This window comes from Helcobacillus massiliensis (assembly GCF_014191425.1).
Taxonomy (GTDB): Bacteria; Actinomycetota; Actinomycetes; order Actinomycetales; family Dermabacteraceae; genus Helcobacillus; species Helcobacillus massiliensis.
Genome location: NZ_JACHWP010000004.1, coordinates 1 through 15545, shown reverse-complemented (window position 1 = coordinate 15545; position 15545 = coordinate 1). Strand labels below are relative to the sequence as shown.

At 68.9% G+C, this 15545-nt stretch carries 12 protein-coding genes and 1 tRNA gene; 5 read left to right on the top strand and 8 right to left on the bottom strand.

Annotation, left to right across the window (positions count from 1 at the left end; all coding sequences use genetic code 11):
- The first annotated feature begins 184 nt into the window (after positions 1 to 184).
- The 3 genes from FHX50_RS07860 (at position 185) to FHX50_RS07850 (ending at position 2543) form a co-directional block, all read left to right on the top strand.
- The gene (locus tag FHX50_RS07860; RefSeq protein WP_183376371.1) at positions 185 to 2029 is read left to right on the top strand and encodes a sodium-dependent transporter; all 1845 of its coding nucleotides are present in this window, start codon (positions 185 to 187) and stop codon (positions 2027 to 2029) included.
- Entirely contained in the window at positions 2026 to 2265 is a 240-nt protein-coding gene (locus tag FHX50_RS07855; protein ID WP_183376369.1) for a methionine/alanine import family NSS transporter small subunit, read from the top strand. Before FHX50_RS07860 ends, FHX50_RS07855 begins: the two co-directional genes overlap by 4 nt.
- Positions 2266 to 2457: 192 nt before the next feature.
- Positions 2458 to 2543, top strand: a tRNA-Ser gene (locus FHX50_RS07850).
- 377 nt (positions 2544 to 2920) lie between these two features.
- On the opposite strand, the gene FHX50_RS07845 is transcribed toward FHX50_RS07850, so the two are convergent.
- Positions 2921 to 4603 carry an ExeM/NucH family extracellular endonuclease gene (locus tag FHX50_RS07845; protein ID WP_343064066.1) on the bottom strand — a complete coding sequence of 561 codons (1683 nt, stop codon included), beginning with the start codon at positions 4601 to 4603 and terminating at the stop codon, positions 2921 to 2923.
- Here FHX50_RS07845 and FHX50_RS07840 point away from each other — a divergent pair.
- Complete coding sequence (locus FHX50_RS07840) at positions 4587 to 4907, top strand: DUF3137 domain-containing protein (RefSeq protein ID WP_183376367.1); 321 nt, start codon at positions 4587 to 4589, stop codon at positions 4905 to 4907. The genes FHX50_RS07845 and FHX50_RS07840 overlap by 17 nt on opposite strands.
- 17 nt (positions 4908 to 4924) lie before the next feature.
- Here FHX50_RS07840 and FHX50_RS07835 read toward each other — a convergent pair whose 3' ends face one another.
- From FHX50_RS07835 to FHX50_RS12370, 4 genes are all read right to left on the bottom strand, one after another.
- Positions 4925 to 5461, bottom strand: a complete 537-nt coding sequence (locus tag FHX50_RS07835; RefSeq protein ID WP_183376365.1) for a type 1 glutamine amidotransferase domain-containing protein — start codon at positions 5459 to 5461, stop codon at positions 4925 to 4927.
- A 23-nt stretch (positions 5462 to 5484) separates the two neighbouring features.
- On the bottom strand, positions 5485 to 6924 hold the full coding sequence (locus tag FHX50_RS07830; protein ID WP_183376348.1) for an MBL fold metallo-hydrolase: 1440 nt from the start codon (positions 6922 to 6924) through the stop codon (positions 5485 to 5487).
- 222 nt (positions 6925 to 7146) lie between these two features.
- On the bottom strand, positions 7147 to 8589 hold the full coding sequence (locus FHX50_RS07825; protein ID WP_343064065.1) for a peptide ABC transporter substrate-binding protein: 1443 nt from the start codon (positions 8587 to 8589) through the stop codon (positions 7147 to 7149).
- A 45-nt stretch (positions 8590 to 8634) separates the two neighbouring features.
- Positions 8635 to 8784 (bottom strand): hypothetical protein, encoded by a 150-nt coding sequence (locus FHX50_RS12370; protein ID WP_343064064.1) that lies wholly within the window; start codon positions 8782 to 8784, stop codon positions 8635 to 8637.
- A gap of 212 nt (positions 8785 to 8996) precedes the next feature.
- On the opposite strand from FHX50_RS12370, the gene FHX50_RS07820 reads away from it, so the two are divergent.
- Positions 8997 to 10448 carry a Na+/H+ antiporter family protein gene (locus FHX50_RS07820; protein WP_425485177.1) on the top strand — a complete coding sequence of 484 codons (1452 nt, stop codon included), beginning with the start codon at positions 8997 to 8999 and terminating at the stop codon, positions 10446 to 10448.
- A 15-nt stretch (positions 10449 to 10463) separates the two neighbouring features.
- Here the strand turns inward: FHX50_RS07820 and FHX50_RS07815 are convergent, their stop codons facing one another.
- From FHX50_RS07815 to FHX50_RS07805, 3 genes are all read right to left on the bottom strand, one after another.
- Positions 10464 to 12470 (bottom strand): hypothetical protein, encoded by a 2007-nt coding sequence (locus tag FHX50_RS07815; RefSeq protein ID WP_183376346.1) that lies wholly within the window; start codon positions 12468 to 12470, stop codon positions 10464 to 10466.
- Positions 12471 to 12687: 217 nt separating this feature from the next.
- Entirely contained in the window at positions 12688 to 13899 is a 1212-nt protein-coding gene (locus tag FHX50_RS07810; RefSeq protein WP_183376344.1) for a multidrug effflux MFS transporter, read from the bottom strand.
- Positions 13900 to 13905: 6 nt separating this feature from the next.
- A partial coding sequence (locus FHX50_RS07805; protein ID WP_183376342.1) for a solute carrier family 23 protein occupies positions 13906 to 15545 on the bottom strand: 1640 nt, incomplete at its 5' end.

Below are 15545 nucleotides of genomic sequence, written 5' to 3'. Positions count from 1 at the left end.
ACACCAGCTCCGCTCGGAGCATCGAAGCGCCCGGCTCACTGCCCCCGCAGTGGACCGGGCGCTTCACTTTCCCCGTCGGCCACCAACCCGCCCCCGTCGGCCGCCCACCATGTGAACACTCTGGTCTCGAACCGGCGGGTTGCGCATACTTATTCCTCTGATCAGCAATCCACAGAAGGCAGACATGGCACGTCCATCCACCCCAGCCCCCACGGAGGCAGCCGACCGCGGCGCCTTCTCGGGCCGCACCGCGTTCATCTTCGCGGCCATCGGCTCGGCAGTGGGCCTCGGCAACATCTGGCGCTTCCCCTACACCGCCTACGACAACGGCGGCGGCGCGTTCATGATCCCCTACCTGATCGCCCTGCTCACCGCCGGCATCCCCCTGCTGTTCGTGGACTACGCCATCGGCCACCGCTGGCGCGGCTCCGCACCGCTGGCGTGGCGCCGCATGAACCGTCGCGCAGAAGCAGTCGGCTGGTGGCAGGTGCTCATCTGCGTGGTCATCGGTGCGTACTACGCAGCGATCCTCGCCTGGTCGCTCTGGTACACCCTGTTCTCCTTCACCAAGAAGTGGGGCTCGGACCCCGCCGCGTTCTTCGGCGAGTTCACCCAGGCCGACGCCCCTGAGACCGCCTCCATCACCTGGGACTTCGTGCCGACGCTGCTCGGCGGCATTCTGCTCGTGTGGATTCTGGTCGCCGTGGTCCTCGCGCTCGGCGTGCACAAGGGCATCGCGCGCTCCTCCGCAGTGTTCATCCCCCTGCTGATCGTCATGTTCATCGTGCTGGTGATCCGCGCCGTCACCCTGAAGGGCGCCGAGGTGGGTCTCAACCAGCTGTTCCAGCCGGACTGGAGCGAGCTGACCAACGGCAGCGTCTGGGTCGCCGCCTACGGACAGATCTTCTTCTCCCTGTCCGTCGCGTTCGGCATCATGCTCACCTACGCCTCCTACCTGAAGAAGAAGACCGACCTGACCGGGTCCGGTCTCGTGGTGGGCTTCGCCAACTCCGGCTTCGAACTGCTCGCCGGCATCGGCGTGTTCGCCGCGCTCGGCTTCATGGCGACTGCCACCGGCCAGGGCGTCAACGACGTCGCCGCCGCCGGTGTGGGCCTGGCGTTCATCGCCTTCCCCGCGATCATCAATGAAGCACCCATGGGTGAGCTGGTGGGAGTGCTGTTCTTCGGCTCCCTCGTGCTGGCCGGCTTCACCTCCCTCATCTCGATCATCGAAGTGGTCGTGGCGGCAGTGCAGGACAAGCTCGGCCTCGGGCGCCTGAGCGGCACACTCGCCGTGGTGCTCCCGATGTCCGTGATCTCCGTGCTGCTGTTCTCCACCACCTCCGGCCTGAACCTGCTGGACGTGACGGACAAGTTCATCAACTCCTTCGGCATCGTCACCGCCGCACTGGTGGGCACCTTCCTGATCGCCTTCGTGCTGAGGGCCCTGCCCACCCTGCGCGACCACCTGAACATGTACGGGACGTTCCGCGTGGGCAACTTCTGGCTGATCACAGTGGCGGCCGTGGCGCCGCTGATCCTGCTGAGCACCCTGTGGCTGGATGCCAGCGACATCCTGAAGAACGGGTACAACGGGATGCCCAGCTCGTTCGTCAACACGTTCGGCTGGGGCATGGCCGGCGCTGTCCTGGTGGTGGCAGTGCTGCTGAGCCTGTTGCCGTGGTCCGCGCGCTCCAACGCGCACCGTCTGGACTCCGACGGCGACCCCATCGCCGATCCCGCGATCCCCGACACCCGCCTTGAGGCGCCGCACGGCCACCGCTACCCGCAGGAGCTGCGGGCGGATGTCGCCGCGGTGCGGCAGGCGGACCCGGTGGACGTCCCCGCCGGTGCGGTGATCGCCGGATCGCATGCCCAGCCGGACAAGGTGGGCCCCGGTGGGATCGCCGTGGAGGCCGAAGGTGAGTCCTCGGCCGCTGACCTCGGCACCGGCCAGACCCATCGGGCCCCGCACCCCGGCACTGATGCCGACATCACCGACACTGCCGCGAAGGGAGACGCCCGATGAGCACCGGAGCCATTGTTCTGCTCGTTCTGTCCATGGTCCTGCTCTGGGGCGGCCTCGGCCTCGCCGTGCTGAACCTGATCCGCAATGAGGACTACTCCGCTGATCGGCACAACCCCGACACGGCTGATGCGCCTGCCGACCGTTCTCAGTCCCGCGGCGGTGCGGACTCCGTCGGGCGCGACCAGGAAGCCGACGGGCACGCAGCGCTCAACGGTTCCCACGCCGCCGACCGGTGACGGCTGGCCGTGACTGCTGACCGCTGACCATTGCGGCCGGCCGCTCACCGGTGACCAGACGCCGCTCACCGCGCACTGCACGCCACGAGTGTGACCTTCGCCCCCGCAAGGGGGCTGAGGATGCAGGCAACGGGAGCGTCCGCTAGGATGGAAGCCACTGCTCGCGAGCACATGTGTTCGCGGACAGCTCGAGGAGGATTCGCATAGCGGCCTAGTGCGCACGCCTGGAACGCGTGTTGGGTTAATAGCCCTCGGGGGTTCAAATCCCCCATCCTCCGCCGAGCAGAAGAGCCCCGATCTCACGATCGGGGCTCTTCTCGTTTCCACGCCGAACGGCTCTGCCGTTCCCGCGCCGGAGCTGCAGCACCCAGCACGCCTCACGGACAGATTCCGCGACGAAACCGCCTCTCAGTGGCATCTGACTGCCCGAACGGCCGATTCTGTCGCGGTTCTTGTTCGGCCAGGCCCAACACGACCGAGCCCATCGAGCCGCGGCGTGCACTTTCCGACCAAAATTCCACCGATCCGGCCATTTTCGCGGCCGAACGGGCAATCTGCTCCAACTTTTGTACGGCGCTGCACCCGCCCGCAGCATCTCGCGCCCTTTGCACGACCACCGACGCCCCGCACCCGCGCTCAGGCTGGGCCCGTCACCTCACTTCGCGCGGAACCCTGCGATGTACGGGTCGTGGTCGGAGAACGCCGTCGCATCCGGGCGGTAGAAGTCCTCCCCCACCGTGCGGTACTGCGCGTACTGCAGCAGCGGCGACTGCACCGAGTTGATGTTCCAGACGTCGGCGCCGGTCATGCGGGCCGCGAGCGACGGCGAGAGAAGCAAGTGGTCCAACGAGCCGACCTGCCCGCCGAACACGTAGGAGAACTCGCCGGTCGCAGCCGGACGGTAGTGCGCGCCGTACAGGACGTGCATCGGGTCCTCCTGCGCGTAGGAGTTGAAGTCGCCGAGCATCGCGATGTCGGCAGAGCCGGAGTCCCGCACCAGCTGCGGCGTCCAGTCCACGAGGGCCTGCGCCTGTTCGATCCGGGCGGCGTTCCAGTTGCCCTGGCCGTCGCCCTGGTCCTTGTTCGGGCCGGCCTTCGGTGCGGAGCCCTTGGACTTGAAGTGGTTCACGACCACGGTGGTGGGCACGGCCTTCTTGCCGCTCTTGACTGCAGTGAAGGTGGCGGCGATGGGAGTGCGCGCGTTGTGGAAGGCGCCGTTGTCGCCGGCTTCCTCGTCGAGGGCCTGCACGTGGCCGGTGGGGCGCGCCTCGGCGGGCTGGTAGATGATCGCGTTGGTGATGAAGTCCTGGTCCTCGATCGCCGGCAGCTCGGAGTCGGGGATCTCGATGTAGTCCCATTTCGCGTAGCCGGCGTCCTTGTTGAGGGCGGCAACGAGGTTCTTCGTCGCTTCGTCCTTGCCCTCACCGAGCTTGGCGGAGTTCTCCATCTCCATCAGGCCCACCACGGAGGCGTCGAGACGGTTGATGGCGGCGACGGTCTTCGCCTGCTGGCGGTGGAGGTCGTCGCGGTCGAACACGCCTCGCACGTCGCAGGGGTTCCCGGCGACGTTGTTGGTGCCGTCGGTGGAGTAGTTGCCGCCCTTGCAGCCGAGTTCATCGCCGGTGGTGGTGAAGTAGTTCAGGACGTTGAACGAGGCGATGCTGATCTGCCCTCCGGGCTTCGGGACGGGGTGGGCGCGGCCGTGGAAGCGGGCGGGTTCGTCGCCGTCGGTGATGGGGCGGGTGGGCTGGAGGCGCCAGGTGTCGTACCGGTAGTCGATGATGACGGGTTCGGTGATGTGGGCGCTGTCGCCCACGTCGATGGGGTCCTCGGGGTCGATGTACGGGACCGGGCGGGGGTCGAGGGTGGGGCTGGCGGCGAAGCCCTGGCCGGTTCCGTCGTCGAGGATGACGCTGATGGCGTCGTTGCGCTCAGCCTGCGCCTTCGCCTCGGGGCTGGTGGGGCGGGCGATGTCGGTGGGCTGGGTGGGCAGCTGCTTGCCGGAGGCGAGGCCGATCTCGCCGTAGCGGCCGACGGGGTACACGTCGGAGACGAGGAACTTCTCGTTCGGCAGGTACAGCATCGACTCGAGGTTCTCGCGCTTCCCGTCGGTGGAGGCCCAGTCCATGGTGAGCGGGCGGACGGGTTCGAGGCCTTCGTTCAGCGGGGTCACTTCGATCTTGCCGGAGATCTGGGTGCGGCCGCGGTATTCGTCGGCGGTGCCGGTGACCTGCACTTCGTCGCCCACGGCGACGGTGGTCTGGGTCTTGCCGGTGTACACGAAGATCGCTTCGGAGGCCGACGGGGCGGGGCTTGAACCGATGCGGCTGGTCGGCACGCAGACGCCCGACGGTGTGGACGGCTGGACCAGCGACCAGGCGGAGGCGCGCTATCTGGTGACGCCGCAGCTCATCGAGGCGCTGAACGCTTTCGTGGCCGAGGCGGGGTCTGATGCGGTCGCGGTGTCGTTCACCGACAACCGGATGAACATCGCCGTGGGTGTGGACACGGACCGGTTCAGCCTCGACCCGACGAACGGAGACATCCGCGCCGCGACCGAGCAGATCTACCGGGACATGGTGCGGTTCCTGCGGCTCGTGCAGGACTTCGACCTGAACACGAGGATCTGGACGAAGGACTGAGCGGCGCGGCGGTGGTGTCAGGCGCCGAGGGCCTTGAGGATCTCGCGGTTGAACGCCTCGAGGTCGCCCGGGCTGCGGGAGGTGATGAGGTTGCCGTCCACCACGACCTCACTGTCCTCCCAGGCCGCACCGGCGTTGACCAGGTCCACCTTCGTGGAGGCGAAGCTGGTGAGACGGCGGCCGCGGGCGAGGTCCGCCTGAGCGAGGATCCACGGGGCGTGGCAGATCGCCGCGACCGGCTTGTCCGCGTCGAAGAATGCCTTCACGAGCGCGACGGCGTCCTCGTCGAGGCGGAGCGCGTCGGCGTTGAGGGTGCCGCCGGGCAGCACCAGCATGTCGTAGTCATCCGCGTTCGCCTCGCCGACGGGCACATCCACATCGAAGGTGTCGGCATGTTCCCAATCGCCTTCCATCGCCTGCAGCGTTCCCTCCGACGGCGACACGATCACGGTGGTGGCGCCGGCGTCGTCGAGGGCCTTGCGGGGGCTGGTGAGCTCGATCTGCTCCACCCCGCGGGTGAGGAGGAATGCGACCTTCTTATCGGTGACAGTCATCGACGTTCTCCTTTCGATGGGTTTCAGGGAGCGCTCGTGAGCTGGGGCTTCTCAGCTCGGCGCTCCGCGGTGGCCTCACAATAGCGGGCGAATCCGCCCGTCAGCTCAACAACGTCCAGCCCGGCCCGGCGCAGCACGCTCGCCGCCACCGCACTGCGCACCCCCGATTGGCAGAACACCACGATCCGGCCCTGCCGCAGCTCGCACCGGTCCCACAGCACCCGGCCCGCGCTCAGCTGCTGCGCCCCCGGGATGGTTCCGCGCGCGAACTCCGCCTTCTGCCGCACATCCAGCAGCATGTCGTGCCCGAACCCGTCCAGCTCCTCGGGGCCGACGGATGCCGGGGAGTGCAGCTCGATGCCGTCGAGGCAGCGGATGAACCCGACCACTCGATCGATGCCGACCCGCACCAGGTGGTCCGCCATCCGCTGCGCCTTCTCCTCACTGGCGGCGAGCAGGATGATGCCCGCGGAGTCGGTCTCCGGGTCCACCGCCCAGGCGCCGAAGCTGGCGAGCCTGCGGGGCGCCGGGATGGTGAGGGACCCGTCGGCCACCCCCTCGGCGATGTCGTCGAGGCCGCGCGCATCGATGAGGACGTGGGACCCGTCGGCCAGTGCCGCCTGCGCCGCCCCGCCGGAGAACTCCGCGAGCCCGGGCCGCTCCCCCAGGATCGCGGGGCCCTGACGGTTCTGGCGCTTCATGCGGGAGAAGTAGGCGTGCGCGTCGGGCTGGCCGTTCAGCAGCTGGTCGGTGAAGCCCTCGAGGTCACCCATCCGCACGTACGGAACCCACCAGGCGAACTCGCGCTCGTAGCCGACGGTAGTCGTGGGAACCGCGCTCATCGCCTTGCCGCACGCGGACCCGGCGCCGTGCGCGGGCAGCACCTGCACGTAGTCCTCCAGCGGCAGGAAGTGCTCACGCAGCGAATCGAAGAGCTGCCGCGCGCCCTCGTAGCGGGTGTCGGTGCCGCCGGCGACCTCATCGAGCAGGTCGGGACGGCCGAGGTCGCCGACGAACACGAAGTCACCGGTGAAGGCGTAGCCGACCTCGCCGACGCCGTCCACGTCGGTGGTGCGGGATCCGTCGGCCACGAGGAACATGAGGTGCTCGGGGGTGTGGCCGGGCGTGTGCACCGCTTCGATCGTGAGGGAGCCGATCTGGATGTCGTCGCCGCTGTGGAGGAGGGTGGCGTCGTACCCGTAGGCCCAGTCGGTGCCGCCCTCCCCGGAGAGGAAGATGCGGGCGCCGGTGGCGGCGGCGAGTTCGCGGGTGCCGGAGAGGTAGTCGGCGTGGATGTGGGTCTCGGTCACGGCGGTGATGCGCACGCCGAGGGCGTCGGCGCGGTCGAGGTAGACCTGGATGTCGCGGCGAGGGTCGATGACGATCGCGTCGCCGGCGGCGGGGCAGCCGACGAGGTAGCTCACCTGTGAGAGGTCATCGTCGCCGAAGCGTTCGAGGATCATGGCGCGGCTTCCTTCCTGCGGTGACCTGTGGTTTCACCGAGGGTAGGCGGCGCGGGTGACCGGGCGTTGGCGTGAGGATTGGCGGCAGGGATGGACGCGGTGACGATCCGGTGGCCGCGCGGGGAACTTCGTCCCCGCGCACAGCGAAGCGGGCCCCTCACCGCATGGGTGAGGGGCCCGCTTCTCAGATGGGGTGACCCGGTGCCGGGCCGCCCGGAGGGATCACTCCTTGGTGATCTCGTAGTAGATCGGGGTGGTGTCCCAGGCGTACTTGACGTCCTTGACGACGTTCGAGAAGCCGCCGAGGCTGTTCTGGTACCACAGCGGGATGGCGGGCAGATCCTCCATCAGCAGGGCCTGGGCTTCCTTGAACTTCGCGAGCGCGCCCTCGGTGTCGGTGGCGGACAGGCCCTCGGCGAGGAGCTTGTCGAACTCGGGGTTCTTGTAGTCGGCGTCGTTCGAGCCCTTGCCGTCGGCCGCAGCGGAGCTGTAGATCGGGCCGAGGAAGTTGAACATCGACGGGTAGTCCGCCTGCCAGCCGGAGCGGAACGCGCCGGGCATCTTGCGGTTGGTGATCTGCTCACGGAACTTGCCGAACTCGGGGAACGGCTTCGGGGTCGCCTTGACGCCGAGCGCCTCCTTCACGGAGTTGCACACGGCCTCCACCCAGTCCTTGTGGGGACCGTCGGAGTTGTAGCCGAGGGTGAACTCGCCCTCGAACTTCTGCATGGCCTCGGCCTTGTCCCACAGCTCCTTGGCCTTCGCCTTGTCGTACTGGAGGACCTCGGCGCCCTTGATGTCGGTGGCACCGCCGCCCTCGATCACAGGAGCGACGAAGTCGGTCGCCGGGGTGCGGGAGTCGAAGAACAGGTTCTTGCAGATCGACTCGCGGTTGATGGCGCGGGAGATCGCCTGGCGGCGCAGCTTGCCCGCTTCTCCCTGGTAGTTCTTGTCCGTCGGGGAGAAGGTGATCGACTGGAACACCGCACCCGGTGCGTTGACCGATCGCTCACCGAGCTCGTCCTGGAAGGTGGACAGGCGGCTCGGCGGGATGGTGTCGGTGACGTCAACGGCGTCCGAGAGGAGGTCGTTGTACATCGTGTCGTCTTCGAGGTAGATGCGGTAGGTGATGCCGCCGTTCTTGGCCTTGCGGGGACCGTTGTAGTGCTCGTTGGGCACGGTGACGATCTCCTGGTCGTGGGACCAGGTCTCCAGCTTGTACGGGCCGGAGGAGATCGGCTTCTCGCCGAACGCCTTCATGTCCTTGAACGCGGAGGGCGGCATCGGCATGTACGCGGAGTAGCCGAGGCGCTGAGCGAAGTCGGACTGCGGGGCCACCAGGGTCACGGTGAAGGTGGTGTCGTCCTCGACCTTGAGGCCCTTCATCTCCTTGATGGTGCTGCCCTCTTCGGCGACCTCGGCGAAGCCCTCGATCGGGTCGAAGAAGGACTGCAGGAGCTGGCCGTTGGCGGCCGCGGCACCGTAGTTCCAGGAGTCCACGAAGTCCTGCGCCGTGATGACGGACCCGTCGGAGTACTTCTGGTCGGCCTTGAGCTTGACGGTCCAGACCTTGGAGTCATCGGACTCGACGGACTCGGCGAGGTCGGGCTCAGCGGAGCCGTCCTCCTTGTAGTACATGAGGCCGGAGAAGATCGACTGGATCACGCGACCGCCGCCGGTCTCGTTGGTGTTGGTGGGAACGAGGGCGTTCTACGGCTCGGTGCCGTTCACGATGACGGCTGCACCGCCGCCGCCGCCGGAGCCGCTGCCGCTCTTGTTGTCGCCGCCGCAGGCTGCAAGGGCGCCGAGGCCGACGAATGCGACGGAGCCGGCGAGGAGTGATCGACGTGAGAGATCCATGTTCTTCTTTCCTTCGGGGAACAAGGGAGCGAGTGTGAACGCACCATCGCGTGCACCACATCACAATGATTGGTGACAGCGTAGCCGGATGGCGTGCACTGCGCCACTTCAAGGGCCCCGGGGCCCGGTGACCTCCCGGAACACCGGCACGGGCGGCGCCCACCAGGCGGTCTGACACGCAGCGGCGGCATGCTTCGGCCTAGTGTTTCGGGGTGCTGAATGCTGTTCTCCTCGCTGTGATCGTGATGCTCGTGCTGTCCCTGGCGCGCGTGCACGTGGTCCTTGCCCTGTTCATCGGCGCCGTCGTCGGCGGTCTCGTGGCCGGTCTCGGCCTGGACGCCACGATGGTGGCCTTCCAGGACGGCCTGGCCGGCGGCGCCCAGATCGCGCTCGCGTACGCCCTGCTGGGCGCGTTCGCGATGGCGGTGGCGAGTTCGGGCCTGCCGGACGCGCTGGCGGCGTGGATCGTCGGCCGGCTCAGCGGGGCCTCCGATTCCGCGCAGCAGGGCGCCGTCACGGCCGTGCGGTGGGCGCTGGTGGCGGGCGTGCTGGCGATGTCGGTGGTGAGCCAGAACCTGATCCCGGTGCACATCGCGTTCATTCCGCTGCTGATCCCGCCGTTGCTGGTGGTGATGAACCGTCTGCGCCTGGATCGCCGCGCCATCGCCTGTACCCTCACGTTCGGCCTGGTCACCACCTATATGCTGCTGCCCGTCGGCTTCGGATCGATCTACCTGAACGACATCCTGCTCGGCAACATCGAAAAGGCGGGCATGCCGGTCGGCTCCGTCAACGTGATGGCGGCGATGGGCATCCCCGCGGCTGGGATGGCGGCGGGTCTGCTGGTGGCGCTGCTGGTGAGCTACCGCCGCCCGCGGATGTACGCGGATGTGGCGGTCGGGGCGGCCGACGCGCGCCCGAATCCGTCGGCCCCCGAACCCGACGACGCCGGCGAGGCAGCCGATGCCGCGAGCAGCCCAGCAACAGCGGCCGGGCGGGCCGACGAGGGCCCCAGCGCTGGCCGCCAGCGCTTCTCCATGGTCATGAGCCTGGTGGCGGTCGCCGCCTGCTTCGCGATCCAGCTGGTGCTGACCGCTCTCGAATCGGAGGCGAACCCGCTGCTGGTGGGCGCGCTGGTGGGCCTCGCGCTGATGCTGGGCACGGGCGCAGTACCGTGGCGCCGCGCGGATGACGTGTTCACCGGCGGGATGCGGATGATGGCGCTGATCGGGTTCATCATGATCGCCGCGCAGGGCTTCGCCGCGGTGATGACCGCGACCGGTCAGGTGGAGCCGCTGGTGAAGTCCGCCGCTGAGCTCGTGGGCGACAACCGGGGCGCGGCCGCGCTGGCGATGCTGGTGGTGGGCCTGGTGGTGACGCTCGGCATCGGGTCGTCGTTCTCGACCCTGCCCATCATCGCGACGATCTATGTGCCGCTGTGCATCTCGCTCGGGTTCTCCCCGGCGGCGACGGTCGCTCTGATCGGCACGGCCGGGGCCCTGGGTGATGCGGGCTCACCGGCATCGGATTCGACGCTCGGGCCGACCGCCGGCCTCAACGCCGACGGGCAGCACGACCACATCCGCGACTCGGTGATCCCGACGTTCCTGCACTTCAACCTGCCGCTGCTGGCCGCCGGCTGGATCGCCGCGATGGTGCTGTGACGCGGCTGCGCGGGGTCAGCTGCGCGGCGCGCGCGGCGGGGTCGGCGCGGACATCACCGAGGTGTGGCTGCCCGGGCCGAAGCCCTGCTGCGCCGGCGGCTGCACGGGCGGCTGCGCCGGCGGCTGAGCAGGAGGCTGCGCCGGGTACTGGCCGGTGTGCGGGGAGGGCGGGGCCGACGGGGCGGACATGCCCGACGCGGCGGGCGGTGCCGCGTGAGAACCCGTCGGCCCCTGCACCCCCGCCGCCGCCATCGGCGCGCCGGCGAACTGCGCCCCGTTCGGCGCGGGGTGCGGCGCGGCCTGCGCGGAGCGACGCTTCGCCCGGCGCACCAGCGCGATGATCGCGAACACGATCGCGAGGGCGAACACCAGCAGCACGATCAGTGCGATCACGCCCACCCAGTTGCGGGACTCCGCCTCACCGGTGACGGAGGGTGCGCTGGAGGTCGCCTCCGTGGTGGTGATGGAGACGCTGCTGCCCTTCGCGGAGGTCTTCCCCTTCGGGTCGGAGGACACGGTGCCGGGCTGGGCCTCGTACCCGTCGGGCAGCTTCACGGTCCACGTGCTGGCCGCCGGCGGGTTCTCACTGAGCTGGCGAGGTGCGGCGAAGGATGTGTGGAAGCGGCTGGTGGTGGTGAACATCGACTCGCCGGACTTCGTGATGGTGCCGGTGCCGTAGGGCCCGTCGGCGCCGATGTACTCGCCCACATCCCCCGCCAGCTGCTCAGCGGTGCCGCTGAACGTCATCGTGTAGGTGACGGTGTCGCCGTCCTCAGTGCGCTTCGGGTCCGCTGCGCGGCTGTCGCCCTTGACCCAGGCGGCGATGTCCTTGCCCATCTTCGCGTCGTCCTCCTTGGAGAACGTGTACGCGTAGGCGACCTCGCCGCCACCGACCTCACCGATTGTGGTGGTGGCGCGGAAGTCCTGCACCAGCACCATGTGCGAGTACGTCACGGTGGACTTGCCCGTGTCCGAATCGACGCCGCTCTCGGTCAGGTGCTCCCAGCCCTCCGGCACGTCGTGCTCCGCACGGATGACACCGGAGTCCGTGCAGATCGTGGAGCAGGTCAGGGTGTCGGTGACGTAGGTGGTGGACCGCAGGGGGTTCTCGGAGTCCGGCTCAGTGGTGACCTCGAGGGAGGTGCCGGAGGTGTTCAGGGCGGTGTCGGTCTGCGCGGAGATCGCCTGCGCATCACCCTCGGGAAGGGTGAGCACCCACTGGGTGTCGCCGTTGTCGTCCGTGGACTTCTCGGCCTTGCCGCCGTCCGGAGTGACCGAGTCGATCCACGCGTCATAGTCCTTGGGGCTGCGGGCGTAGGAATCCGCGGGCAGAGTGTAGGTAATGGTGCGGGTGAGTGCGTCGCCGCTGCCGATGCCGCCGGTCTTCACCGCGATGGCCGTGAAGCCGTGCTGGGAGGCCTCGCCGGCGTCGATCGGTTCGAGCTGGTCGGTGATCTCATCCTGGCCCGGCAGCGCAACGGTGACCTCGCCGGAGCCGGAGAAGTCGGATGCGCTGACGGTGTCGGAGCCGAGCTTCGCCTCAAGGGCGTTGGCCGCCCAAGCGAGCAGGTCGGCGGAGGTGAAGTTCTCGTCGATGCGGGCGCCTTCGGCGAACGGCTTCTTCGGCAGGGTCAGTGTCACGGATGCCTGCTTGTCCACGCCGCCGGCGTCCAGCACCTTCTGCGCCTTCGCTTCGTAGTCGGCGGGGTCGGTGAAGGTGATCTCGAAGTTGTAGACAGTGGCCCCGTCGGCCCCCGAGGACATGCCGTGGTAGGTGATCTCACCGGGCACGTTCGCCTTGATGGTCTCGTCGATGACGCCGGCGCCGCCGGGGATGGACTCCATGTCGCTCTGCGTGATGACGAGGGAGATGACGCGGGAGCCAGCGCCCTTGTCGTCGATGGTGAGCTTGGTGTTGAGGGTGGGGCCGCACGCCGCCAGCACCAGCATCATCACCGCTGCGATCGCCATCATCATCAGCGCGCGCGGCATGCGCAGCCGCTGCACCATCGTGGTGTCCATTCCAGCTCTCCCCTCAGCGCCCGGCAGTGCGCACAACACGGTCCTTCCCGCATGATACGGGAGTTGAGGGACCGACGGGGGCCGCCCGGGCGAACTGGGACGAATCGGACGGGGTCGGGTGGGGCGTGCGGGCACGGGCGGGGCCCGGCTGGTCAGGCGGCCGACGGGTTCCGCTTCAGCATCCGCTTCCCCTCTTCCAGACGGTCCTGGCGACGGACTACGCCGACGCGCGCTCGAAGCGCCCCGCGATCACGAACAGGATCAGGCTGATGATGCCGCCCACGAAGATGCCGATCGCGGCCGGCAGCGCCGACCCCTCCCCCGCGAGGCCCACCACCGGGGCGGCGAGGGACGCAGCGCAGGCGAAGCCGAGGCCGATCAGTGCAGACCCGGTGCCGGCGATGTCCGTCGCCTCGCGGGACGCCATCGCGGCGCCGTTGCCGAAGATGAAGCCCTGCGGCACCACGGTGAGGAAGAACGCCGGGAACACCACCCACGCCGGAGTGCCCAGCAGCAGCACCCCAACCAGCAGGAGCGCGCCGGCGGCGATCACCACGGGGATCGCCCAGCGCATCAGGGACCGCGGACTGCGGGTCTGGGTAAGCCGCGCGGAGGTGAAGCTCGCCAGCATCATGCCCGTCGCATTCACCGCGAACGAGATCGAATAGACGGTGGAGGAGAACCCGAGCAGGTTCTGCACCACGAAGCTGGAGGCGGACACGTACGCCATCAGCGCGAACGCACTGAACGCGTTCACCAGCAGGTAGGAGGTGAACGCGGGCCGGCGCAGCAGCCGCGCCACATTCCGTGCGAAGGTGCGGAAGCCGCCGGGCTGACGGTCCTGCCTCGGCAGCGATTCGGGGATCCGCAGCACCAGGGCGATCAGGGACAGGGCGGTGGCGGTGGCGATCACGATGAACACCTCCCGCCACGACCCCACGATCAGGATCACCCCGCCGATCAGTGGCGCGATGATCGGGGCGATGCCGACCATGCCCTGCAGCAGGTTCATGGAGCGGAACAGTTCCGGCCCGCGCGCCAGATCGATGAGGATGGCGCGCGAGAGCACCATCCCGAACCCGCCGCCCATGCCCTGCAGGACACGGCACACCAGCAGCCAGCCGATGCTCGGGGCGAGAGCGCAGCCGATGGAGCCCACCAGGCACAGCAGCGTCCCGGAGATCAGCGGCACCCGTCGGCCCAGGCGGTCGCTGAGGGGGCCCGCCACCACCTGGCCGGCGGCCGCACCGGCGAAGAACGCCGTCAGCGTCAGCTGCACGTGGGCGGCGCGGGCGGTGAGGTCCGCGGCGACCTGCGGGAACGCCGGGATGTACATGTCGGTGGCGAGCGGACCGATGGCGGCGAGCGCCGTCAGGATGGTGATGGTGAGGGCGCCCAGGTGGGCGCTCTTCGCGCGGGTTGCCGGCATGACTCCTCAGTGCAGCTGTTCGAACTTGCGGTGCCAGGCCGAGGCGATCGGGTTGGCGTCCGCCATCATGATGCCGAAGCGGTCGTTGGCGATCTCCACGACCTCCGCGAGCGCGACCACGCGCTCCTGTTCGCGGGAGTTCTCCAGCCGACGGATGCCGGAGGTGATGATCTGCTGGCGGGAGTCCATCCGGCCCAGGCATGCCACGAACGGGAGGTCGAACTTCTCGCGGTAGGCGTCGGCGAGCTCCTGCAGCTGCTGCTGTTCGGCATCGTCCATGTTCTCCAGGGCGAGGGAGCCGGCGACCTTCGCGATCTCCTCTGCGCGGGTGTCGTCGGCCAGGAGGAGTTCGGCCATGTCGGGGTAGTCCTCGATGAGGGCGATCTGCTTCTCGTGGGGTGCGGTGAGGACCGCTTCCTGGATCGCTTCGCGCAGGTCCTGGACGGAGGAGAAGGGGCCGCGCTGGGCGGCGGCCTCCAGCGGCCAGGTCTCGTTGTTGAACAGGGGTGCGAGGGCGGTGGCGAACTCGGCGGTGTCCATCGCGGAGATCTCCTCCATGGTGAGGCGGGACCCGTCGGCCCCCACCGCAACATCCGGGCCGGCCTGGCGGCCCACGTGGAAGAACAGGAGGTTCAGCACGATCGCGCAGATGGAGCCGACTGTGACGCCGGAGGCGAACAGCACCTGCAGGGAGGAGGGCACGAGCTCCGCGATGGCGGGTTTGAACGTGACGAGCAGGGCGAGGCCGAGCGAGATGGTGACCACCACGGCGTTGCGGTTGTCCCGCAGGTCCACGGAGGCGAGGGTCTGGATGCCCACCAGTGCCACGTTCGCGAACAGGGCGAGGGAGGCGGCGCCGAGGACGGGCCCCGGGATGGAGGCGACCACTGCTCCGGCCTTCGGCAGCACGCCGAGGATGATCATGATGACGCCGGCGCCGGCCACCACCCAGCGGGAGCGGACGCCGGTGAGGCGCACCAGCCCCACGTTCTGCGCGAAGCAGGTGTAGGGGAAGGAGTTGAGGACGCCGCCGAGGGTGGTGGAGAGCCCGTCGGCGCGGATGGCGGCGCGGATGTGGCCGCGGGTGATGCGCTTGCCGACGATCTCCCCGGCCGCGAACACGTCACCGGTGGTCTCCACCATGGTGATCAGCATGACCACGATCATGGAGATGGCGCCGGTGAGGGTGAAGGCGGGCAGGCCGAAGTAGAACGGGGTGGTGACGCCCACCCAGTCGGCTGTGCCGACCTCCGCGAAGGACGCGTCGCCCAGGGCGAGGGCGGTGGCGGTGCCGATGATCAGGCCGATGAGGATGGCGATGGTGCCGAGGAATCCGCGGAAGAACCGCTGGGCGGCCACGATGACGGCGAGGGTCAGGGCGGCGTAGAGGACGTCGCTGCTGGCGGGCGTGCCGTCGGCCCAGGAGGTGATGTCGTTCGCGGAGACGGCGAGCAGGGTGATGCCCATGCAGGTGAGGACGGTGCCGATCACCACCGGCGGGAAGAAGCGGATGAGCCGCGCGAAGTAGGGGGCGGCGAAGAACGTGAACAGGCCCGCGATGATGACGGAGCCGTAGATGAACGGCAGGGCCGCGGCGCCGCCCTGCCCGCCGGTGGTGGCCAGGCCGATGGCGATGATCGGGAGAT

Bases quoted from the DNA above. Each gene is read 5' to 3' on its own strand.
- FHX50_RS07855 (WP_183376369.1), top strand. From the start codon at position 2,026: ATGAGCACCGGAGCCATTGTTCTGCTCGTTCTGTCCATGGTCCTGCTC.
- FHX50_RS07840 (WP_183376367.1), top strand. From the start codon at position 4,587: ATGCGGCTGGTCGGCACGCAGACGCCCGACGGTGTGGACGGCTGGACC.
- FHX50_RS07835 (WP_183376365.1), bottom strand. From the start codon at position 5,461: ATGACTGTCACCGATAAGAAGGTCGCATTCCTCCTCACCCGCGGGGTG.
- FHX50_RS07815 (WP_183376346.1), bottom strand. From the start codon at position 12,470: ATGGACACCACGATGGTGCAGCGGCTGCGCATGCCGCGCGCGCTGATG.
- FHX50_RS07860 (WP_183376371.1), top strand. From the start codon at position 185: ATGGCACGTCCATCCACCCCAGCCCCCACGGAGGCAGCCGACCGCGGC.
- FHX50_RS07810 (WP_183376344.1), bottom strand. From the start codon at position 13,899: ATGCCGGCAACCCGCGCGAAGAGCGCCCACCTGGGCGCCCTCACCATC.
- FHX50_RS12370 (WP_343064064.1), bottom strand. From the start codon at position 8,784: ATGGATCTCTCACGTCGATCACTCCTCGCCGGCTCCGTCGCATTCGTC.
- FHX50_RS07830 (WP_183376348.1), bottom strand. From the start codon at position 6,924: ATGATCCTCGAACGCTTCGGCGACGATGACCTCTCACAGGTGAGCTAC.